The organism is Ferribacterium limneticum (genome assembly GCF_020510625.1).
Lineage (GTDB): Bacteria > Pseudomonadota > Gammaproteobacteria > Burkholderiales > Rhodocyclaceae > Azonexus > Azonexus limneticus_A.
The window spans coordinates 3,734,286-3,756,381 of sequence record NZ_CP075191.1 but is presented as its reverse complement, the minus strand read 5'-3'; the positions used below and the strand labels follow the sequence as shown (position 1 = coordinate 3,756,381).

The window sequence follows — 22,096 nt, the reverse complement described above, 5'->3', positions numbered from 1 at the left end:
ATAGGAGCACGACAAGATGACCAATATCAGCAATTTTCCAGACCGCCCGGTTCGCGAGTGGAAGGTATTCGAGGGGGATATTTCCCAATTCATGCGGGCCAAAGGTGCGAGCGAAGACGCAATACAGCACGTTTGCGCCCGCCTGCGCCCGGCATTCATGAGATTGGCTGCCAACAGCAACTTGGAGGTAAATGCCAAGACAGGGGAAGAGGCGGTGCAGGCGGTTAATGCCTTCTTCCGCAAGGTGACCGCCGGTCTTCTGGAAGAGATGGCCGCGCTTGCAGTCGAAAACTACCACCTTGGGGGCGGCGAGTAATGGCGAAGGTCATAAAGCAGTCCGACAGAACCAGCAAAGCCCCTGAACTTGAGCAAGTGCAAAAGGAGGTGGCGGCTGGTCGCAATCGCGCAATTGCGGCCCTATCCCCTTCCGTAAGGAATTCCTTCACCGCTGCATTGTTTGCTCAGGGAGCGCTTGGGAACGTGAAGCTATTTGACGCGCTCGACGTGATGACCGAAAGGGTGTCCAAAGCGAATTCCGGCGATCTGGCCGCTTTGGAAGCAACGCTTACCGCGCAGTCGGTTGCCTTGGACTCGATATTCAACGAGATGGCCAGGCGAGCGGCGCTGAATGTGGGTGAGCACTTGGGGGCGACTGAAACATATCTGCGGCTCGCCTTCAAGGCCCAGGCCCAATGCCGGAGCACGTTGCAAACCCTTGCTGAGATCAAGAACCCGCGCCCCGTTGCCTTCGTGAGAGCGCAACAGGCGAATATCTCCCAAGGGCATCAACAGGTGAACAACGGTGTGGCCACCGCGCACGCGCGGGGAGAATCGCCGAATCAAGCAAACGAACTATTGGAGGTTGGGAATGGCAAACGGATGGACGCCGGAGCGCCGGGCCAAGCATGCGGCGCTGATCCAACAATGGCAACCGTGGAGACGGTCGACCGGGCCCCGCACGAATGACGGAAAAGCTGCATCCGCACAGAACGCCCTGAAGCACGGAGGGCGGTCTGCTGCGTTGATGGAAGACCGAAAGATCATCAACGATTTGCTGAAACGCGGCCGGGCGATTCTTGAGCGGGTCCGTTGAGGGTGGTACGCACGACGGTACGCATATCGCAACAGTTTTCGAACAGATAAATCGTGAATTGGCGGGGCTTGCAGTGTGGTTATTGCGCTGTTTCCGAACAGGGTTTCCGCGCAGGTTTCCGTTGCGCATCGTGACCGCTTGTATTCACTACAGGCGGGGCGCGGCCCGCTATGACGTTCGGCTGGTTTCAACTATCGGCCGGTGCGCGCACAATCCCCCCGCAAAGGAGGGAACCCCATGTTTCGCAAAATGTTGATTGCTGCATACTGCGCCTTGCTTCTGATCGGCTGTGCCGGTACTCCGTTCAAGTGGGCGGATGCCCGACAGATCGAGGCCGGGATGACGAAGCCCGAAGTAACGGCCAAGCTCGGCGCACCGACCCGCGTAGCCACGATCCCGAACGACGCGACGCGCTATGTCTGGGTGTGGGTGAATACCATGGCCGGCAGCACCCGAACGCTGGTTGTTGATTTCGACAAGGCCGGCAGGGTCATCAAGGCGCCGCCGATCCCCGACGAATTCCAAGACTGACCGGTCAAGCATCGGATCAGTTTGCTAAATTGCGCAAACCGCGTCCGAGCGGGAATCGAGGAATTGCGCCTCGAGCGAAATGTCTTGCGGCAATTTCAGGCTAGGGGAGAAGCGTAGCCGGCCCAGCCGAGGGGGCGCGTGCCGGGGATCCTTCCTCAGAAGAGGGCTCCGGCCAGGTCGCCATACCCCCAGATAACGGTTCCGGAAACCATCATGTAGGCGCCAACATAGCCGGCGTTCCGATCAACCGCAGCTTGGCGAAGCGTCGAGAGCGTTTCCTCGTCATAGGAGACCTTGGCCATTTGCCTCTGGCCTGAATCATCGATGGAGACGAGGGTGGCTTTGAGGAAAGTCGGGCTCGCGCCACCGACGCCATGCACTCCGAGTCGAACGATGCTGCGGTAACCGAGAACGGCGCCAGCCAGTGCCAGAAGAGAGCCAGAACGCTGGAACCACACCCACGAGCTTGTCCCCCAGTCGAAATAAACCGAATACGCAGTTGCTGCCAGGGCGGCAACGAGAAGCAGCGGAATGCTAGAGAGGACTGTTCTCATAACTGCCCGGCATCCTTCAGAGCCGAGCGGTTAATTTCAAATCCATCGCGCACCACCTGATTGCAGCAGGGGCAAACAGTCTTGCCCTTGGTCCGGCGCAGGGCCTGATACACAGCGGCATTGCCGACACCGACAGCCGCAGCGGCTTCGTAAGCGGTCATCCCCGGGGTCTGCTGCATCAGGTCAAGGGCTTGCTGGGTCTTGCTCTTAGTCATGGCATTGGCTCCTAATTCTAGATCGAATCATATACTGCACGGATGTATTGATAATACTGCACAGACATATATAATAAATGGATTCGAATTTACCCCCTGGAGAATTTTCAAATGGAACAAGCGAGCCCCGTTGAGCATTGCAGCAACACTGAAACGAATCAGCACTGGCAGGATTTTGATGCTCAGGTAACTATCCCGGAATCACAGGCCGGCCAACTATATCGAGCGGTGCACAGCGTCAGGAGCACCATAAAACTGGTCGCTGATCATCATATGCGGATGAATTCCGGCGGCGATTTGGCCCCGCGTTTTTCATCGGTTGAGCTTGAGGCTATGCTTGCCGGTGCCTTGGCACTCGCCAGCATGGTCGATGAAGCATTCGAAGAGTTGCACTTTCAGGATGCCAAAAAGGGGTAAGAGTCCATGGAAGACAAAATAATCCGTATGCCCGAGGTCATGGCGAAAGTTGGACTCAGGAAATCCGCCGTTTACAACATGATCAAGCGGGGGGAATTTCCTGCTCAGATTCGACTTGGAGAAAACTCTGTAGGTTGGATTGAAGCGGATGTTGATGAATGGGTCCGCGTACGGGGAGAGATTGGCAGGGATAGAGGTAACGAGAGCCTGGCCAGAATCATCAGAATGCCAATGGATGGCGAGGTCTTGAACCCGGGCGAACTTGCTCTCATCACCGGACGCCAAGACATGCCCAGCCAAGCCAAATGGCTGGTCTCGCACGGATGGGTATTCCATCACAACGACGAAGGGCGGCTGATCGTGGGGCGTCTCTATTCCCGGCTGAAGCTGTGTGGCATCGATCTGCCAGGTATGGTGGCGAAGAGCAACCGCGTACCCGGGCGATAGCGATTGGAAGGAAAGGGCAATATTGCCTGTGGCTTGGACAGGTGCGCACCAATTTGGGACTTGAGGCACTGAATCGGTGCGTTTTCGCTTGAGATACCACCGGCTCAGGTCTCGGCCCACTTCTATTTCGATGCCTAGCGTAGTGGTTTTAGGTAGCCCATTGGGTAGCCCGTCTGTCTATATTGCTTTTATATTCAGTTCTGGCCGGCGTAATTGCTATTGATCTGTACTACAGCTGCAATCGGCGCTGTGCAAAAAAAAGGGCGGGTTTCCCGCCCTTTTTTTGTCGACTGATTTTGTATCAAGAACGTATTGAGCCACGTGTTTGTCGTATATTCCTCTCGTCGTAGAAATCTGAGTTCCTAATGAGACAAATGCGTTGTAGTGCTCGATATTCGATTTTGCGTACTGGCATAGTATTTTTGTTAGCTTGGTCGCAACTTTGTCTTGCTGATGAGACGTACGTTTGTGTTTATCCCGATGGCCACCGGAAAATTGCAAACACAAACGCCGAGCCTAGTGTCCGGCGTGATAAAAATTGCAAGGTTATGGCCGGTGGCCCCGAAAACTCCTTGCCGGCGCCCAAGGCGAAGCCAGCGGGCGCCGCAGCGAATCCTTCGCCTTCAGGCTTTCCGCGCGTGCAGGAAGATACCCAGAAAGCACGCGATGGCGATCGTCGCCATATCCTTGAGCAGGAACTGGCCGGCGAACAGCGCAGTCTTGAGCAGGCGAAGAAGGAGCTGGCCGACCTCCTGGCTACTGGCGCAAGCAGTGACCGTGCAGCGCCCTATCGCGACCGCGTCGGGCAGCATGAGCGCAATATCCAGGCGATTCAGAAGGAACTGGGCAATTTGAAGTAGTTGTTAGTTGTTAGTTGCTAGGGGCTGTTCACAAATGACGAAACTATGTACATTCTCGCTTTTTGGAGTCTGCGAGGATGGACCGGAAGATGTTGCGAGACGACCAATGGCGGCGAATCGAAGCCCTGTGCTCAGGCAGAGCCAACGAGCGCGGGGTAACTGGGCGCGACAACCGACTCTTTGTCGAAGCGGTGCTATGGATCGCCCGCACGGGCTCGCCGTGGCGCGACCTGCCCACGCACTTCGGAGCTTGGCACACGACGTACATGCGCTTTTCCCGCTGGAGCAAGAAAGGGGTTTGGGCGCGGATGGCCGAAGCACTCAAGAGCGACGCCGATCTGGAGCAGTTGTTTGTCGACGCGACCATCGTGCGAGCCCACCAACACGCGACTGGCGCCCAAAAAAAGCGGGCGATCAAGCCATCGGGCGTAGCCGGGGCGGACTGAGTACCAAAATTCATGCGGCGGTTGAGGCCCTGGGTAATCCCTTGCGTTTGCGCCTGACCGCTGGGCAAATCGCCGACATTACCGAAGCAGCCGCTCTCATCGAGGGGATTGAGGCGCAGAGCGTCATCGCCGACAAGGGCTACGATGCCAACGCATTCGTCGACACCATTGAAGCGCAGGGCGCACAGGCGGTGATTCCGCCACGCGGTAATCGCCTGACTCAGCGTGCCTATGATCGTCACCTTTACAAAGACCGCAACCTCGTCGAACGCTTTTTCTGCCGACTCAAGCAGTTCAGGCGCATCGCCACACGCTACGAGAAGCTAGCGCAGAACTTCATGTCCATGCTCAACCTCGCTTCCGCCTATATCTGGCTGGCATGATCGCCAAAAACCCAATTGTTAACAGCCCCTAGTCGTTAGCGAAGTTTGAGGGCGCCGCGGCGCCCTTTGCTTTTGCTAAAAGCTAGCGACCAATAACTAGCAACTAGCCTTTCACCTTGTACCAGGCAGCGTAAAGCGCCGGCAGGAAGAGCAAGGTCAGCGCGGTGGCGACGATCAGGCCACCCATGATGGCGACGGCCATCGGTCCGAAAAAATCGTTTCTCGATAGCGGGATCATCGCCAGCACCGCAGCGGCTGCGGTCAGCACGATGGGCCGGAAACGCCGGACCGTCGATTCGACGATCGCATCCCGCCGCGCCTTGCCGGCGGCCATGTCCTGTTCGATCTGGTCGACCAGAATCACAGCATTGCGCATGATCATGCCGAACAGCGCGATGGTGCCGAGCAGCGCCATGAAACCGAATGGCTGATTGAAGACGAGCAGGAACAGCGCGATGCCGATAATGCCCAGCGGTGCCGTCAGCAACACCATCACGACACGCGAGACGCTTTGCAACTGGATCATCAGGATGGTGATGACCGCCAGGATGAACAGCGGGATGCCGGCAACGACAGAGCTGGAACCCTTGGCCGATTCCTCGACCGAGCCGCCGACGGCGATCCGGTAGCCTTCCGGCAGGCTGGCCTGGATGGCATCGATTTCCGGCTTGATGCGATCGACGACGGTAGCCGGTTGGGTTTTGCCGTAAAGGTTGCCGCGCACCGTGATCGTCGGCAGGCGGTCGCGGCGCCAGATCAGTCCTGGCTCGAAGCCGTATTTCACGTGGCCGACCTGACTGAGCGGCACGCTCTTGCCGGCCCGGGTCGGCACGGAAAGGTTGGCCAGCGCCGAGAGGTGGCTGCGTTCTTCGCGGTCACCACGGAGGACCACGTCGATGGTCTTTTCGCCTTCGCGGAAACTGGTCACCGTATAGCCGGTGAGCGACATGTTGAGCAGTGCCGCGACATCCTGGCTGGAGACGCCGAGCAGGCGCGCCTTGTCCTGGTCGATTTCGATTTCGACGGACTTGGACAGCTCGCTCCAGTCCAGATTGACGTTCGACAGCTCTGGGTTCTTGCGCATGACCTCGGATATCTGTGCTGCAATCTTGCGCAAGGTCATGATGTCTTCGCCGGACACCCGGTATTGCACCGGATAGCCCACTGGCGGGCCGTTTTCGATGCGGCTGATATTGCCTCGGGCGCCAAAGCCATCCTGCTCGAACAGGCTGATCAGCCGGCCACGCAGGGCCTCGCGGGCCTCGACGTTGCGGGCCACGATGACGAGCTGGCTGACGTTGCTGGCCGGCAGTTGCTGATCCAGGCCCAGGTAATAGCGCGGTGAGCCGGAACCGACGTAGGTGATGTAGTGCTCGAACTGGTCGAATTCCGCCTTGTCCTTGTTCAGCCAGTCTTCCAGACGCTTGGTTTCGGCATCGATGGCGGCGATCGAGGCGCCCTCGGGCAGGCGCAATTCGACGTTGAGTTCGAGGCGTGTCGAGTTCGGGAAAAACTGCTTCTGCACCTTGCCCATGCCGACGATGGACAGGGCGAACAGCGCGATGGTGATGCCGATCACCAGCCAGCGACGGCCGACACACCTGCTGACCAGTTGCCGGAAACGGAGGTAGAAGGGCGTCCCATAAACGTCATGGTCTTCGGCATGTCCCGGACCATTCAGACCGATCTTGTCGCCAAAGCGGGCGAGGCGGGGCCACTTCTGCTCAAAACGGCTGACCCGGCGGGTCGCGTGTGGATCGGGCAGCAGCTTGTAGCCCAGCCAGGGAATGGCAACGACGGCGGCCAGCCAGGAAATCAGCAGGGCGACGGCATTGATCTGGAAGAAGGCGAAGGCATATTCACCGGTCGATGATTTGGCCAGGGCGATGGGGATGAAGCCGGCAACCGTGACCAGGGTGCCGGAGAGCATCGGGCCGGCCGTGCTGGTGTAGGCGAAAGAGGCTGCGCGGGTGCGCTCCCAGCCTTGTTCCATCTTCACCCACATCATCTCGACGGCGATGATCGCGTCGTCCACCAGCAGGCCAAGTGCCAGGACCAGGGCGCCCAGCGAAACCTTGTGCAGGCCGACGTTGAAGAAGTGCATGGCGAGAAAGGTGGCGGCCAGCACCAGCGGAATGGAGATGGCAACGACCAGGCCGGTGCGAATGCCGAGGCTGATGAAGGTGACCAGCATGACGACCGCGACGGCCTCGGCCAGCGCCTGGACGAAAGCCTTGACCGAGCGCTTGACCGCCTCTGGCTGGCTGGCCGCCTCGCCGATATCGACGCCGACCGGCAGGGCGGCCTGCAGGGTGGCAATTCGGTTCTGCAAATCCTTGCCGAGCTGGATGACGTCGCCGCCCTTGGCCATCGAGACGGCGATGGCCATGGCTTGCTTGCCGCCGAAGCGGATCTGCGTCGCCGGCGGATCTATCGTGCCGCGGCGAACCGTGGCGATGTCACCCAGACGGAAGCTGCGGTTACCGGCCCGGATCAGCGTATCGGCCACGGCCTGAACGCTATCGAAGGCGCCACCGGGGCGGATCTGGATGCGTTCGCTCTGCGTCTCGAAAAATCCGGCGCTGGCGACCGTGTTTTGCTGGGCGAGCGCCTGAACGATGGTCGTCTGGTCAATGCCGAGCGTCGCCAGCTTGGCATTCGAGAGTTCGACGTAGATTCTTTCGTCCTGAATGCCGAAGATTTCCACCTTGCCAACGTTCGGTACGTGCAGCAGTTCATCACGAATGCGTTCGGCCAGGTCTTTCAGTTGCGGGTAGTCAAAACCGTCAGCAGTCAGTGCATAAATATTGCCGAAAACGTCGCCGAACTCATCATTGAAATAAGGCCCCTGAATCCCGGCGGGCAAGGTCTGGCGAATATCGCCGATCTTCTTGCGGACCTGGTAGAAGACATCGGGCACATTGGCGGGTGGTGTGCTGTCTTTGGCGAAGAACATCACGGTCGATTCACCGGGGCGCGAGTAGCTCGAAACCCGGTCGATATACGGGGTTTCCTGCAGTTTTTTCTCAATCTTGTCGGTCAGTTGCTGCTCGACCTGACGGGCCGTGGCGCCCGGCCAGAAGGTCCGGATCACCATCAGCTTGAAGGTGAAGGGCGGGTCCTCTGCCTGACTCAGCTTGCCGTAGGCGAAAACCCCCATCAGGGCGATGGCGAACAGGAAATAGCCGACCAGCGTCCGGTGGTGCAGCGTCCAGTCGGAAAGGTTGAAGCGGTGGCTCACGGCTTAACGCTGCCTGGCCGGCGGTGTTGCCGGTTTCGGCTGGACTTCCTGGCCGTCGACCAGCTTGCCGGCGCCGCTGACGATGACCAGTTCGCCGGCTTGCAGGCCGCCTGTAATGGCGACGCCATCCTCGCGAAACTGGGCAACCCGCACGGAACGGGAGGCAACCTTGCCATTCTTGACGACACGGACCAGTGGCCCCTGGCCAAGATCGAACACGGCACTGAGCGGTATCAGCAGGCTGGTGTCTGCACTGTTGTCCAGTGCGACGCGGGCGGTCATGCCGAGACGAACTTCGGGCGGCGGATTGAGCAGGCGGATGCGGGCGGCGTAGGTGCGGGTTGCCGGATCGGCGGCCGGAGAAAGTTCGCGCAGTTCACCGCGCAGCGTGGTCTTCTGGTCGGCCCACAGGTTAACCACCAGGTTTTTCGCGGCCTTCAGCTCGGCCAGCCGGTTTTCCGGAATGGCGATGGCGACTTCCTTTTCCTCGGGGCGGGCGATGCGCAGTACCGCCTGGCCGGGGCTGACGACTTGCCCGGCATCGGCCAGTACGGCGGTGACGATGGCCGGGAATTCGCTACTCAGTGTGCCGTAGGCGGCCTGGTTGCCGCTGATCTGGTTTTGGGCGCGCGCCTGTTCCAGGCGGGCCTGGGCACTGTTGAAAGCGTTGTCCTTGGCGTCGAAGGCGCCCTGGCTCACGAACTTTTTGGCCAGCAGGCCGGTGTAGCGCTCACGGTCGGCGCGGGTGGTAGTCAGCTCGCTTTCGGCGGCGGCCAATTGCGCCCGGGAGGCGGCGGCGGCCAGTTGCAAATCGGTCGGATCGAGGCGGGCAAGGGCCTGGCCGGCCTTGATCTCGGCGCCGGCATCGACCAGCCGGGCAGTGATCTTGCCGCCGACGCGGAAGGCGAGGTCGACTTCGTGGCGGGCGCGAATCTCACCGGTATAAATGCCGCTGCTCAAGGGCGCGCTGCTCGCCTCCTGGACCAGTACGGTGCGTGCTGCCGGCGGTGGCGGATCGCCGGCCTGGCAGCCGGCGAGGAGGGCGCTGGCGCCGAGCAGCAGGGTAAGTAAACGAGGCATGGTCTTCGGCATTGTTCCGGTATCCGGTGAGCAGTGCTGCATGATAATGAACCATTGGTCAGTAACGCAAGTTGTCGCTGGTAGTACGACCAAATCGCTACAATGGCGGCCATGAATATCACCCATGCTTCCTTTGCCGGGCTCGATCTGCTGGCCTCGGCGGTGCTGCTGATCGATGATGGGCAGGCCATCCGTTATATCAATGCGGCTGGCGAAAATCTGCTTGCGGTCAGCAGCCGATCGGTCATCGGCAAGACCCTGTCGACAGTGTGCACCTGTTCCGCCACCTTGCAGGCGGCGCTGGATAATGGCCTGAACAACAACTGGGGCTATACCGGCCAGAATATCGAGTTGCGACGCAGCGATGGTGAAATCCTGCATTTGAACTGCACGGTGACGCCGCTGCGCCCGGAGGTCGCGGCCGGCATGCGCCTCTTGCTTGAGTTGCAGCCTATCGAGCACCACCTGACGGCGACGCGGGAAGAACGATTGATCGAGCAGCAGCAGGCCAGTCGTGAACTCATCCGCAATCTGGCGCATGAAATCAAGAATCCACTGGGTGGCATCCGTGGAGCGGCGCAACTGCTGGAACATGAACTGGCACATCTGGAAAATGCGCCGTCGTTCAAGGAATACACGCAAGTCATCATCAAGGAGGCGGACCGCCTGCAGGATCTGATGCAGCGCCTGCTGACGCCGCACCGGGCGATGTTGCCGACGACGGTCAATATTCATGAAATTCTGGAGCGGGTGCGCAGCCTGTTGACGGCCGAGTTCCCCGGTTCCCTGCAGGTGCGTCGCGATTACGACACCAGCCTGCCGGAGTTGGTCGGCGACCGTGAGCAATTGATCCAGGCGGTGCTGAACATTGCCCGGAATGCGGCGCAGGCGATGAACGGTGAAGGCGAGATCGTGCTCAAGACGCGCTCCCTGCGCCAGGTGACACTGGCCAAGAAGCGCTATCGCCTGGCCATGGAGATCAAGGTGGTCGACAACGGCCCGGGCATTCCCGACGCAATCCGCGAACGCATGTTCTATCCACTGGTTTCCGGGCGCGAGGGGGGGAGTGGATTGGGGCTGACCATCGCCCAGAATTTCATCCAGCACCACCACGGGACGATCGATTGTTCCAGCCGGCCCGGTAATACGGTCTTCACCCTGCGCCTGCCGGTAGAACAGGCCTGAGTTTTGCTTTTGTTCAGCCTATTCCAATGACAAGATGAGCCGACAAAATATGAAACCAGTCTGGATCGTAGACGACGATCGTTCCATCCGCTGGGTGCTTGAGAAGACCCTGTCCCGCGAGGGTGTCCCGTTCAAGAGCTACGCCTCGGCCAGCGAGGCGATTTCGCAGCTTGAACAGGGCGTCGAGCCGCCGCAGGTATTGCTGTCCGACATCCGCATGCCCGGCCAGTCCGGGCTGGAGTTGCTGCAGGAGGTCAAAACCCGCTTTCCGTCAGTGCCGGTCATCATCATGACGGCCTATTCCGATCTGGAAAGTGCGGTTGCGGCGTTTCAGGGCGGGGCCTTCGAGTACCTGCCCAAACCTTTCGATGTTGATCAGGCGGTCGAACTGATCCGGCGCGCCATTGACGAGTCAATGCACCAGAGTGGTGCATTGGAGGAAGAGGGGCTGGTGCCGGAGATTCTCGGCCAGGCACCGGCCATGCAGGAAGTATTTCGCGCCATCGGCCGCCTGGCACTCTCGCACGCCACCGTTTTGATTACCGGCGAGTCCGGTTCCGGTAAGGAACTGGTCGCCCGTGCCCTGCATCGGCACAGCCCGCGGGCCGACAAACCTTTCATCGCGATCAACACGGCTGCGATTCCGAAGGATTTGCTGGAGTCCGAACTGTTCGGCCATGAGCGCGGTGCCTTTACCGGCGCCCAGGCGCAGCGGCGCGGCCGTTTCGAGCAGGCCGAAGCGGGCACTTTGTTCCTTGATGAAATCGGCGACATGCCCTCGGAGTTGCAGACCCGCCTGCTGCGCGTCTTGTCGGACGGTCATTTTTATCGCGTCGGCGGTCATTCCCCGATCAAGGCCAATGTGCGAGTGATCGCCGCGACGCACCAGAATCTCGAAACGCGCGTCAAGGACGGCTTGTTCCGCGAGGACTTGTTCCACCGTCTGAACGTCATCCGGATTCGCCTGCCTGCGCTGCGCGAGCGGCACGAAGATATTCCGCTGCTGACCCGCCATTTCCTGCAGAAAAGTGCGCGTGAGCTGGGCGTGGAAACCAAGCGCCTGACTGACGGGGCATTGAAGTATCTGTCCGGCCTGGAATTTCAGGGCAACGTCCGGCAACTGGAAAATCTTTGTCACTGGCTGACCGTGATGGCGCCGGGGCAGCAGGTGGACGTCGGCGACCTGCCGGCCGAGTTGCGCGAGGCCTCTTCCGTGGCGCTGGCGACCGACTGGGAAAGTGCGCTGGAGGGCGAGGTCGACCGCATGCTGGCGCGCGGCGTGCCGGATGTGCATGGCCTTATGGCCCAGACCTTCGAACGTATCCTGATTTCCCGGGCGCTGGCGCATACCGGCGGCCGGCGGATTGAGGCGGCGCAGGCCCTGGGCATCGGCCGCAATACGATCACCCGCAAGATTGCCGAGCTGGGTATCGATGGCGGCAAGGAGCACGTGGCGGAGTAAAATCTGCCGCATGGCACTGATCGATCCTATCTTGCTCAAGACCCGGCTGGGGGCCCTGGCCGGTCGTTTTGACGTTGACGCACTGGACGAGTGCGACTCGACCAGCAGTGAATTGATGCGCCGTGCCGACCACGGTGCGCCGGCCGGCACGGTGATCGTCGCCGACCGGCAGCACGCCGGGCGCGGTCGCCGTGGCCGTAGCTGGTTATCCTCTCCGGAAGCCAGTCTGACTTTTTCGCTGCTTTGGCGTTTTCCCGGCAAAGCCGCCGCTTTGAGCGGGCTGTCGCTGGCGGTCGGTCTGGGACTGGCCAAGGCGCTGGAAAAGCTTGGTGCCGTGGGCGTCCGGCTCAAATGGCCGAATGATGTCCTGCTCCAGTCGGGCCATGATTTTGCCAAGCTGGCCGGCATCCTGATCGAGCTTTCCGGCGATCGCCGCGGGATGCAGGCGATCATCGGCGTTGGCCTCAATCTCGCAGCGCCGGAGGCCGACTTGCCGCAGCCGGCGGCCGGCTTGAAGCAAGCGGGTGTACTGGCTGATCGTCATGAGGTGCTGGCAGTGATTCTCGGCAGTCTGGCCCGGGTACTTGATGCGTTTGGAGCCGAAGGCTTTGTCGGGCTGAAAAGCGAATGGCAGGGCTACCACGCCTGGCAGGATCAGTCCGTGCAGGTCCTCGGCGACGGCGCGGAGCCTTTGCTGGGCAACTGTCTCGGCGTGGATGATGACGGCTCGTTGTTGCTTGCGACGGCGCGTGGTGTCGAACGCATTTTTTCGGGCGATGTCAGCCTGCGTCGCGCATGATCGTCTGTCTGGATAGCGGCAATACCCGCATCAAATGGGGGGTGCATGACGGCATCGAGTGGCTGGCCCAAGGGGCTGTCGCCCAGGCAGATGTCGGGCAGCTATCGCGCTTGGTCGCCGAATGGCCGCAGCCTGAAAAAGTCGTCCTGGCCAACGTCGCAGGTGCCGAAGCCGGTGGGCGCATTCGTGAGCAACTCGCGGCATGGTCGCCGGTTATTCATGAGGCGCGTAGCGAATTCCGGCGCTGTGGGGTTACCAATCTTTACAAAACCCCGGAGCGCTTGGGGATCGACCGCTGGTGTGCGCTGCTTGGCGCCCGGGCTCAGGTCAGTGCTGCCATCGTGGTCGTCATGGCCGGGACGGCAACGACCATCGATACGCTCGATGCCGACGGCAATTTTCTCGGTGGCGTCATCATGCCCGGGGTCGGCTTGATGCTGCGCTCGCTGGCCCACGGCACGGCGGCCCTGCCTTTTGCCGAGGGCGAATATGCGGCTAATCCACGCTGTACCGATGACGCGATTGTGAGCGGCGTGATCGAGGCGCAAACCGGAGCGATCGAGCGCATCTTTTCCCGCCTGTCTGACCCGGCTGCCTGCTGTCTGCTCTCCGGTGGATATGCCGAACAACTAGCCGGGCACCTTGTGATTCGACATCGTCTGACGCACAATCTTCCTCTTGAAGGCTTGAGGCACCTCGCACTCGAGACCTGATACAAAAGAAGATAGAGAGACGATGGAGATTGTTTCGGTTGCCGATTTGAAAATCGGCATGTTCGTTGCCGAGCCGGATTGCCCCTGGAGCGAGTTTTCCTTTGCTTTTCAGGGCTTCGTGATTTCCAGCCCTGAGCAAGTTGATATTTTTCAGCAGAAGTGCCGCTTCGTTTCCATCGATCGCTCGCGTTCGCTGAATGAACACTATGCTGAGCCGAAAGTGGGTTTCGACCGTGCGCTGAAGTCATCTCCCTTTCAGAGCCCCGAGGTGGAGCGTAGGGCTGGGCCGGTCGGCAAGCGGCCATTTGCTTCATTCGCCCAGGAAAAGCAGCAGGCGCGTCGCCGCCGCTTTCTCGATTTCCTGAATTCCCAGCAGGAGGATGAGCACGTTCGAGCCTTGTCACGCGAGCTCACTTATATCGAGCCGCGTTACGACGAACTTTCCGGTGCCTTGCAACAAGCCTTCGACGCTTTTGCCGAGGGCAAGGAGGTCGACGTAATTCCCGTTCGGGAAGGTTTGCGCGACATTTCCGGCAGCCTGTTGCGCAACGCCGATGCAGTGATGTGGCTGCTGCGTTTGCGGCAGCGCGATCAATACAGCTTCGATCATGCGATGGACGTGGCAGTCAATATGATCATGCTCGGTACGCATATCGGCTGGCGCGATCAGCAGTTGCTCGACCTCGGCTTGGCCGGAGTCATGCAGGATGTCGGCAAAACGCAGTTGCCGCTTGAGTTGTTGCGGAAGACGACGGCCCTGTCGTCCGATGAGCGTACCCTGGTGCGTTCGCACGTTGCCAGCTCGCTGGAAATTCTATTTTCTCAAGCCGATGTGGCCGCCGAAGTGATCGAAATAGTCTCCCGCCACCACGAGCGCTGGGATGGCAGCGGCTATCCGCGTGGCCTGAAATTCGAGCAGATCGGGATGGCGGCGGAAATCGCCGGATTAATGGATTCCTTCTGTGCAATGCTCAGGGACAAGCCCTATCGCTGCGCTTTGGGGCATCAGGAGGCATTGGAAGAACTGCACGATCTGCGCGGCAGGAAATTCAATCCGGTGTTGATGGAGCAGTTCGTTCAGTGCGTCGGCCTTTACCCGGTGGGGACGCTGGTCGAATTGAGCAGCGGCGAAGTCGGGGTCGTCATCCAGCAGAACCGGGTGCAGCGCTCCAAGCCGCGGCTGGTGCTGATGCTCGATGCAGAGAAGCAGCCGGTCAGGGTTTATCGCATCCTCGATCTGCGTGAAGCGGCGCATGCCAAACTGCGTATAGCCAAAGCATTGCCCCACAATGCCTACAGCCTGTCGGCCAATGACTACTACCTTGGATAACGACGGGTTCATCGACTATGCGGCCTTCGGGGTCAGCCCCGAGAACCTGCGTTCGCTTCGTGCGCTGTCCGGAATTTGGCGCGCCGCGGTGCTCAAGGTAGCGGACGATTATGGTGCGAATGCGGCTTTTGAAGAATTTTGCCAACGCTCGCTCGAATTGCCGCAGATGATCAATGATGTCGCCTGGCAGCAGCGCTGGACGCAAGCCTGGTACAAACTGAGCGGTCGCGGTTTTGAGCTGGCCGACATGTTTGGTTTTTTCAACCGGGCGATTGCCTGTGCCGAAGCAGATTTGTTCGGTGAGCAGCTTCAGGTTAGCCGGGTTCAACTCGACTTGTTTGCCATTTTGCGACGCAGTGTCGTCGCAGCAATCAGTTGTGCTATCGAGTTGGGTGAAGAGGCGCATCGATCAGGTGTTGGTCTGCCCGGCGAGCTTTCCGCCATGCGGACTTTCCGCCAACTTGCTGAAAATGGCCGAGGCGCCGCCGTATTGTCGGCGTCGATGGTCAATCGTCGCGCCTTGTCGCACCTGACGGCCGGCGAACTGCAGAGCCTGCCGGTGCTGCTGGCTGATCGCCTTGCTGCATTGCTGCGGCCGCAGGACAAGGTATTCGTCGGCCATGAAGGCGAGTGGCTGCTCCTGCTGCCCGAGGTGCAATCGGCCGCTCAGCCGGTGCTGGCGGCCTCCCAGATCCGCCGCGCCTTCGGGCATCCTCTGGTCTTGCTCAGTGGTCGCGGTGTCTCGCTGGATGTGGCGATCGGCGCGGCCATGTCGCCGGAACATGGTGACGATGCCGAAGAGATCATTCGTGCTGCCCGCCTGGCGCGGGCAAGCCTGCAATCCTCCAATGAAGCGTTCGCCATGTACGAGCCCCGCATGCAAGAGGATTGGCAGCGCCGTCATCAGCTTGCTGAAGAGCTCCGTGAGGCGTTGCGCAAGGACAGGCTGACCATGTACCTGCAACCGCAGGTCGATGTCGAAACCGAGTGCTGCCCCGGGGCCGAGCTTCTGCTGCGTTGGCAGCGGGCGAATGGCGAGTGGGTGCCCCCGCCCTTGATCGTGGAGATGATCGAGGAGTATGGCTGGCGGGATCAGTTCACGGACTGGCTGATCCGCACCGCCTTGCGCATGGGCGTGGAACTTGCGGCGGCCGGCGTCGACGTCCGCTTGTCGCTCAACCTGACGGCTGGGGATCTGCTCGACACTGATCTGCCGGAACTGGTCGCGCAGTGCCTTGAAACCTGGCGCCTGCCGGCCGAGCGTTTTACATTCGAGTTGACCGAGTCGGCGATGATGGTCGATCGCGAGCGCGGCCTGTCGGTGATGTCCAAACTGCGCGACATGGGCATCCGACTGGCGCTGGACGATTTCGGAACCGGTTATTCCTCATTGAGTTATCTGGCTACGCTGCCGCTGAACGAGATCAAGATCGATCGATCCTTCGTGGTCGGTATGACCTCGTCCGCTGAAAATCTGCGCATCGTGCGCACCATCATCGACCTGACGCACGATCTTGGCATGATCTCGCTGGCGGAGGGGGTCGAAGAGGTGGGTGAGCGAGATCAGCTCTTGGCCCTCGGGTGCGACAGGATTCAAGGTTATTTTTACGGTAAACCGATGCCGTTTTCCGACTTCGTCGCCTGGTATCGCGCCCGCCAGGCTTGAACAAAGCTCGGCGAGCGGTGACAATCCGCTGTCATTGCGCCACCTCCGGGAGATTCCATGTTCGATCCGGTCATCAACAGCCTGCCAGCCTTTGCCGGCTACTTCGCGACAGCGATCGGGCTGCTCGCCGTCTTTGTCCTGCTTTATGTCTTTGTCACGCCGTACAACGAAATGGCCCTGATTCGCGAGGGCAACACCGCTGCGGCCGTCAGCCTGGGCGGCGCGATGGTCGGCTATGCCATGCCGATTGCCGTCTCCGTTGCGGTCAGCCACAACATTGTTGCGATGATCGGCTGGGGTGTCGTCGCCTGTGTCGTGCAACTGCTGGCCTACATCGTGGCGCGTCTGGCGCTGCCGCAACTCGTTCTGAACATTCCCCAGGGCAAGGTCGCCTCGGGGATTTTCCTCGCTTCGCTTTCCCTCGGCATCGGCATCCTCAACGCCGGCTGCATCGCCTGACCATTCAAGGAGAAATTCATGGCTCTGATGGACTTCATCAAGAAACAGTTTATCGACATCCTGCAATGGACCGAGGATGCCGACGGCACGCTGGCCTGGCGTTTCCCGATGGCCGAAATGGAAATCCAGAACGGCGCCAGCCTGACCGTACGCGATTCGCAGGTTGCGCTGTTCGTCAACGAAGGTACCGTGGCCGATGTTTTCGCGCCGGGCATGTACAAGCTGACGACGCAGACGCTGCCGGTCCTGACCTACCTGAAGAACTGGGACAAGCTGTTCGAATCCCCGTTCAAGTCCGATGTTTACTTCTTCTCGACGCGGACCCAGCTCGACCAGAAATGGGGCACGCCGAATCCGATCACCATCCGCGACAAGGAATTCGGCATCGTCCGCCTGCGCGCCTTCGGCATCTATTCGTATCACCTGACTGACCCGAAGACTTTCTACCAGAAGATTTCTGGTACCCGTGACGTCTACACCCGCGAAGAACTCGAAGGCCAGTTGCGCAACACCATGGTCGCCGGAATGACCGACCTGTTCGGCGAATCCGGTGTGCCCTTCATCGACATGGCAGCCAACCAGGACGAGTTCGGCAAGGCGATGTTCGCCAAGGCCGCCCCGATGTTTGCCGAGTATGGCCTGGCGCTCGATTCGCTGGTCGTCCAGAACGTCTCGCTGCCGGAAGAACTGCAGAAGATTCTCGACCAGAAGATCGGCATGAACATGATCGGCGACATGCAGCGTTACACGCAGTACCAGGTCGCCAACAGCATCCCGGATGCTGCCAAGAACGAGGGTGGGCTGGCGGCAATGGGCGTCGGCCTCGGCGCCGGCGTAGGATTCGGGCAGGTCATGGGGCAGGCAATGGGCGCTGCGTTACAACCGACTGCAGCGGCCCCGGCGGTCGCCGCGATTTCGGCTGACGACGTGGTGGCCACACTGGAAAAGCTGCATGGGCTGGTCGAGAAAGGCATCCTGAGCAAGGATGAGTTTGAAGCCAAGAAAGCCGAATTGCTGAAGAAACTGACCTGATCCACGGCCTATGGCCCTCAACGCGTCCTGTCCTTCCTGCGGCGCGCCGGTTGTCTTCAAATCGGCGTCGTCGGTCTTTGCCGTCTGCGAGTACTGCCAGAGCACGCTGGTCCGTCATGACCAGAATCTGGAAGACATCGGCAAGATGGCGGCGCTGGTCGAAGACCGTTCGCCGCTGCAGCTGGGCTCTGAGGGCAGCTACAAGGGCGTCCATTTCGCCCTGATCGGCCGCATCCAGATCAAGTATAGCCAGGGCATCTGGAACGAGTGGCACCTGCTGTTCGACGACATGCGAACTGGCTGGCTGTCGGAGGCGGGCGGTGAGTATGTGCTCACCTTCGCCCAGTATGTTCCGGAGGCGCTGCCGCAATTCGATGCCCTGAAGATCGGCCAGCGATTCGTGCTGGCCAGCCAGACCTGGACGGTCAGCAATATCGAAAACGCCGAGTGCGTGGCCGGTCAGGGCGAACTACCGTTCAAGGTCGGGGGCGGCTATCCGGTCGCCGCAGTCGACCTGCGCAATGGCGCCAATTTCGCCACCCTCGACTACTCCGAAACGCCACCCCTGTTGTTTGTCGGCCAGGCCGTCGATTTCAAGTCGCTGAAAATGGCCAATCTGCGCGAGGGCATGGCCACGCCGACGGCTACCGTCGAGGCCAGGGTCTTCCGCTGCCCGAGTTGTGGTGCGCCGATGCAGGCACGCTCGACGCAGATTCTCGCCGTTGGCTGCGTTTCCTGTGGGGCCGTGGTCAATACCGCCGACCAGAACTACCAGGTGCTGTCGAGAGCGCTGGGCAATCGCGATGAAAAATACACCCCCCGCCTGCCGCTCGGCAGCAAGGGGCGACTGGAGGACAAGCCGGTCGAAGTGATCGGTTTCCTGGTCAAACGGAGCAAGGTCGACGGCATCGCTTATGACTGGAGCGAATACCTGCTGGCGGGTGATGGGACGGAAAATCGCGGCACCTACCGTTGGCTGACCGAATACAACGGCCATTGGAATATCGTCGACGTGCTGTCCAACCCGCCGGCCAGCGGTGGCGCCATGGAACTTGCCGACCTGCGTTGGAATAGCCAGACCTTCAAGCATTTTTCGACGACGCCGATAGCCGAGGTGATCCAGGTTTCTGGTGAATTCACCTGGCGGGTCAGGCGTGGCGAAACCAATCGGGTCGTCGATTATGTCGCGCCGCCACTGATGCTGTCCCGCGAGTCAACCGGCAATGACCTGAACTGGTCACAGGGTTTCTATGTGTCGCCCGAAACGATAGGCGAGGCGTTCAAGCTGCCGAAGGATCTGCCCGCGCCGATCGGCGTCTTTGCCAACCAGCCCAATGCCTGGGATGCGACCAATCGCAGTGTCTGGCGCCTGTTCTGGAAGTTGGCGCTGGTCGCCATTGTCGTGCAGGTTTTCTTCGTCTCGCTGTCCGGCGGAAAGCAGTTGCTGAGCCAGGATTTCACCTTCGAGCCGCGGAGTGGCGACGAGGTGCAGAGCCGCGAATTCGAGCTCACCGGCAAGGCGCGCAAGATCGCCGTCAAGAATTCGACCTCGCTCGATAACAACTGGATCGGCATCGACATGATGCTGGTCAACAAGACTACCGGCGAGGCATGGCCGGCGGCCCGCGAACTGTCCTTCTACAGCGGTTACGACGACGGCCACTGGACCGAAGGCAGTCGGGAGGACGAGGTGGTCTTCCTGAACATCCCTGCCGGCACCTACTACCTGACGCTCGATCCCGACATGGCACCGGACAAGTCGGTGGCCGTGCGCGACCGGCTCGAAGTTCATACCGCCGTGGCGGGCTGGTCGAATTTCGTATTGGTCATGATTTTCCTGCTGGTCTTCCCGATCTTCACGACCATGCGGCGAGCCGCTTTTGAAGGGCGCCGCTGGGCAGAAAGCGACCATGCGCCGGTGAGCAGCGACGATTCTGACGGAGGCGACGACTGATGTTCGATAAATTCAACATCACGGCTGGGGTGTTCGCCTTGCTGCTTTTCGCCTATGCCCAGCATCAGGGCTGGAACATGTTCGACAACGTGGCGAATTCGGGGAATGGCGGTTCCGGCAGCAGTCGGACTTATCACAAGTAACAAAAATACCCGATCCGGCTGATAATGCTTTCCGTGCAGCTCATTGTCTCCCTGATCCTCCTGTTGCTTGCTGTTCCGGCTTCCGCCGTGGAGAGGGTCGTCCTGCAACTGAACTGGAAACATCAGTTCCAGTTTGCCGGCTATTACGTCGCCATCGACAAGGGGTACTTTCGCGATGCGGGGTTTGATGTCAGTCTGCGTGAGCTGAACGAAGGGGGCAACCCCGTCGATACCGTCCTGCGTGGCGAGGCGGATTTCGGCGTCGCCGCCTCGGAGCTGGCGCTGTACCGTGCGCAGGGCAAACAGGTCGTGGCCCTGGCGGCCATCGTCCAGCACTCACCGCTGGTGCTGCTGGTCAATCGCCGAAAGATCACCAGCATCGATGCCTTGAACGGCAGCCGCATCATGCTGACGCCGCACGAAACCGAACTGTTTGCCTACCTGCGGCGCGAAGGGGTGGCGAAGTACGAGGCGGTGGCCCACAGCTTCGATCCCAAAGACCTGATCTCCGGCCGCGTTGATGCGCTGTCCGGCTATGTCACCGACGAACCCTATGTCTTGCAGGCGGCAGGCTTTCCCTATCTGGCCTTCAGTCCCTTGGCGGCGGGCATCAATTTTTACGGTGACACGCTGTTTACGACGGAAGGGCGCGCGCGCGGAACGCCGGAGCGCGTCCGGGCCTTTCGCGCGGCGGTGATCCAGGGCTGGAAATATGCGCTGGAGCACCCGGAGGAAGTCGCCGATCTGATCCTGAACAAGTACTCCAAGCGGCATGAGCGCGCACATTTGCTGTTCGAAGCGAAGGAGCTGAAGCGCCTGATGCAGCCGGACCTGGTCGAGATCGGCTTGCAGTCAGCCAGCCGCTGGCAGCAAATTGCCCTGACTTACGCCGAACTGGGCATGTTGCCGGAGAAGCCGTCGATTGCCGGCTTGATCTTCGAGGCCGAGGAGCGGAAGTTGCCGGTGTGGTTCGGCTACGCGCTGGCCGGCGGATCGCTGCTGATCATTGTGGTTGCCGGCGCGGCATTCTATTTCGCTCGTTTGAACCGGCGCCTGACTCGCGAAATGATTTCGCGGCGGGTGTTCGAACGCGCGCTGAGTCATAGTGAAGAACGCTACCGGCAACTGGCCGAGCACAGCAAGGACGTGATCTGGACGCTCGATCTTGCCTCCATGCGCTTTACCTATGTCAGCCCTTCGGTCGAAGCAGTGCGTGGCTTTACGCCGGACGAGGTCATCAATCAACCGCTGGCCGAAGCGATGACGCCGGCCTCCTATGCGGTGGTCGTGGCGGCAATTGAGGATCATCTCTCCCGACTGGCGGAGGGTGATCTCAGCGCCCAGTCGGCGATGGCCGAAATTGAGCAGCCGCACAAGAACGGCGGGATCATTTCATCGGAAGTGGTTGGGAGTTTCCTGCTCGATTCTCAAGGCAAGCCATTCGCCCTGCTCGGCATCGCCCGTGACATCTCCGAGCGGCGGCGCTCCGAGGCCGAATTGCGTAGCGCCAACGAAAAGCTGCGCCATCAACTGGAAGAAATCGAGAAACTCCAGGTCGCCCTGCAGGAGCAGGCGATACGCGACAGCCTGACGGGTTGCTTCAACCGCCGTTATCTCGACGAGACGCTGGAGCGCGAGCTATCCCGCTCGCGTCGCGAAGGCTACCCGCTCTCCCTGGTCATTCTCGACCTCGACCATTTCAAGCTGATCAACGACACCTATGGCCATATGGCCGGCGACCAGGCGCTGATCGTGCTGGCTGCCACCCTGAGTGCCGACATCCGGCATGAGGACGTGCTTTGCCGCTATGGTGGCGAGGAATTCGTCATCCTGATGCCGCGCATGCCCCTGGCCATAGCGGCCGAGCGGGCCGAATGCTGGCGCAGCAAGATTGCCGAAATCCGCGTCACCTTCGGCAATTTCGAGCTTTCCTTTACCGCCTCGGCCGGGGTTGCGGCCTACCCCGATCACGGCAAGATGCCCGATGAACTGACCCATGCGGCCGACCAGGCCCTCTATGTGGCCAAGAACGAAGGGCGCAACCGGGTGGTGATCGCAGCCGCGAGCCGCGCCTGAGTCGGCTTGG

The 22,096-nt window shown here is 60.4% G+C and carries 22 protein-coding genes; 18 read left to right on the top strand and 4 right to left on the bottom strand.

Annotated features, from left to right (window positions below; all coding sequences use genetic code 11):
- Positions 1-16 precede the first annotated feature (16 nt).
- The 3 genes from KI617_RS18055 to KI617_RS18045 all read left to right on the top strand — a co-directional run bounded on the left by KI617_RS18055 (position 17) and on the right by KI617_RS18045 (position 1,624).
- A complete protein-coding gene (locus tag KI617_RS18055; protein WP_226448670.1) occupies positions 17-316 on the top strand; it encodes a hypothetical protein in 300 nt (99 codons plus the stop codon).
- A complete protein-coding gene (locus KI617_RS18050; protein ID WP_226448669.1) occupies positions 316-966 on the top strand; it encodes a hypothetical protein in 651 nt (216 codons plus the stop codon). Before KI617_RS18055 ends, KI617_RS18050 begins: the two co-directional genes overlap by 1 nt.
- Positions 967-1,330: 364 nt before the next feature.
- Positions 1,331-1,624 (top strand): outer membrane protein assembly factor BamE, encoded by a 294-nt coding sequence (locus KI617_RS18045; protein WP_226448667.1) that lies wholly within the window; start codon positions 1,331-1,333, stop codon positions 1,622-1,624.
- Positions 1,625-1,779: 155 nt separating this feature from the next.
- On the opposite strand, the gene KI617_RS18040 is transcribed toward KI617_RS18045, so the two are convergent.
- Together KI617_RS18040 and KI617_RS18035 are read right to left on the bottom strand one after the other, a co-directional pair.
- Complete coding sequence (locus KI617_RS18040; protein WP_226448665.1) at positions 1,780-2,178, bottom strand: hypothetical protein; 399 nt, start codon at positions 2,176-2,178, stop codon at positions 1,780-1,782.
- A complete protein-coding gene (locus KI617_RS18035; RefSeq protein ID WP_226448663.1) occupies positions 2,175-2,393 on the bottom strand; it encodes a hypothetical protein in 219 nt (72 codons plus the stop codon). The genes KI617_RS18040 and KI617_RS18035 overlap by 4 nt, the downstream gene beginning before the upstream one ends.
- Before the next feature lie 111 nt (positions 2,394-2,504).
- On the opposite strand from KI617_RS18035, the gene KI617_RS18030 reads away from it, so the two are divergent.
- The 4 genes from KI617_RS18030 (at position 2,505) to KI617_RS18015 (ending at position 4,946) form a co-directional block, all read left to right on the top strand.
- On the top strand, positions 2,505-2,810 hold the full coding sequence (locus KI617_RS18030) for a hypothetical protein (RefSeq protein WP_226448661.1): 306 nt from the start codon (positions 2,505-2,507) through the stop codon (positions 2,808-2,810).
- 6 nt (positions 2,811-2,816) lie between these two features.
- The gene (locus KI617_RS18025; protein WP_226448659.1) at positions 2,817-3,257 is read left to right on the top strand and encodes an AlpA family phage regulatory protein; all 441 of its coding nucleotides are present in this window, start codon (positions 2,817-2,819) and stop codon (positions 3,255-3,257) included.
- Between the two features lie 638 nt (positions 3,258-3,895).
- Complete coding sequence (locus tag KI617_RS18020) at positions 3,896-4,117, top strand: hypothetical protein (protein WP_226448657.1); 222 nt, start codon at positions 3,896-3,898, stop codon at positions 4,115-4,117.
- 77 nt (positions 4,118-4,194) lie between these two features.
- Positions 4,195-4,946, top strand: a protein-coding gene (locus KI617_RS18015) for an IS5 family transposase (RefSeq protein WP_226445962.1) whose coding sequence is annotated in 2 segments (ribosomal slippage) — positions 4,195-4,522 and positions 4,522-4,946 — 753 coding nt in all. Because the reading frame shifts where the segments join, the coding sequence is not laid out codon by codon here.
- Between the two features lie 103 nt (positions 4,947-5,049).
- Here KI617_RS18015 and KI617_RS18010 read toward each other — a convergent pair.
- A complete protein-coding gene (locus KI617_RS18010) occupies positions 5,050-8,187 on the bottom strand; it encodes an efflux RND transporter permease subunit (protein WP_226448655.1) in 3,138 nt (1,045 codons plus the stop codon).
- A 3-nt stretch (positions 8,188-8,190) separates the two neighbouring features.
- A complete protein-coding gene (locus KI617_RS18005) occupies positions 8,191-9,267 on the bottom strand; it encodes an efflux RND transporter periplasmic adaptor subunit (protein ID WP_226448654.1) in 1,077 nt (358 codons plus the stop codon).
- Positions 9,268-9,369: 102 nt separating this feature from the next.
- Between KI617_RS18005 and glnL the strand changes: the two genes are divergently transcribed.
- From glnL to KI617_RS17950, 11 genes are read left to right on the top strand one after another with little or no spacing between them, the layout of a single operon-like run.
- Positions 9,370-10,452, top strand: coding sequence for a nitrogen regulation protein NR(II) (gene glnL / locus KI617_RS18000; protein WP_226448652.1), 1,083 nt, complete (start codon positions 9,370-9,372; stop codon positions 10,450-10,452).
- A 49-nt stretch (positions 10,453-10,501) separates the two neighbouring features.
- Positions 10,502-11,914: a nitrogen regulation protein NR(I) gene (ntrC, locus tag KI617_RS17995; RefSeq protein ID WP_319004125.1), complete on the top strand. Its 1,413-nt coding sequence runs from the start codon at positions 10,502-10,504 to the stop codon at positions 11,912-11,914.
- Positions 11,915-11,924: 10 nt separating this feature from the next.
- Positions 11,925-12,713, top strand: coding sequence for a biotin--[acetyl-CoA-carboxylase] ligase (locus KI617_RS17990; protein WP_226448648.1), 789 nt, complete (start codon positions 11,925-11,927; stop codon positions 12,711-12,713).
- Positions 12,710-13,426: a type III pantothenate kinase gene (locus tag KI617_RS17985; protein WP_226448647.1), complete on the top strand. Its 717-nt coding sequence runs from the start codon at positions 12,710-12,712 to the stop codon at positions 13,424-13,426. Before KI617_RS17990 ends, KI617_RS17985 begins: the two co-directional genes overlap by 4 nt.
- Positions 13,427-13,448: 22 nt before the next feature.
- Positions 13,449-14,756: an HD-GYP domain-containing protein gene (locus tag KI617_RS17980; RefSeq protein WP_226448645.1), complete on the top strand. Its 1,308-nt coding sequence runs from the start codon at positions 13,449-13,451 to the stop codon at positions 14,754-14,756.
- Positions 14,737-16,422 (top strand): putative bifunctional diguanylate cyclase/phosphodiesterase, encoded by a 1,686-nt coding sequence (locus KI617_RS17975; RefSeq protein ID WP_226448643.1) that lies wholly within the window; start codon positions 14,737-14,739, stop codon positions 16,420-16,422. The genes KI617_RS17980 and KI617_RS17975 overlap by 20 nt, the downstream gene beginning before the upstream one ends.
- Before the next feature lie 57 nt (positions 16,423-16,479).
- On the top strand, positions 16,480-16,881 hold the full coding sequence (locus KI617_RS17970) for a DUF350 domain-containing protein (protein ID WP_226448641.1): 402 nt from the start codon (positions 16,480-16,482) through the stop codon (positions 16,879-16,881).
- A gap of 18 nt (positions 16,882-16,899) precedes the next feature.
- Positions 16,900-17,913 (top strand): SPFH domain-containing protein, encoded by a 1,014-nt coding sequence (locus tag KI617_RS17965; RefSeq protein ID WP_226448639.1) that lies wholly within the window; start codon positions 16,900-16,902, stop codon positions 17,911-17,913.
- A 10-nt stretch (positions 17,914-17,923) separates the two neighbouring features.
- Positions 17,924-19,867: a DUF4178 domain-containing protein gene (locus KI617_RS17960; RefSeq protein ID WP_226448637.1), complete on the top strand. Its 1,944-nt coding sequence runs from the start codon at positions 17,924-17,926 to the stop codon at positions 19,865-19,867.
- Positions 19,867-20,010: a hypothetical protein gene (locus KI617_RS17955; RefSeq protein WP_226448636.1), complete on the top strand. Its 144-nt coding sequence runs from the start codon at positions 19,867-19,869 to the stop codon at positions 20,008-20,010. Before KI617_RS17960 ends, KI617_RS17955 begins: the two co-directional genes overlap by 1 nt.
- 33 nt (positions 20,011-20,043) lie before the next feature.
- On the top strand, positions 20,044-22,086 hold the full coding sequence (locus KI617_RS17950) for a diguanylate cyclase (protein ID WP_226448634.1): 2,043 nt from the start codon (positions 20,044-20,046) through the stop codon (positions 22,084-22,086).
- Positions 22,087-22,096 lie beyond the last annotated feature (10 nt).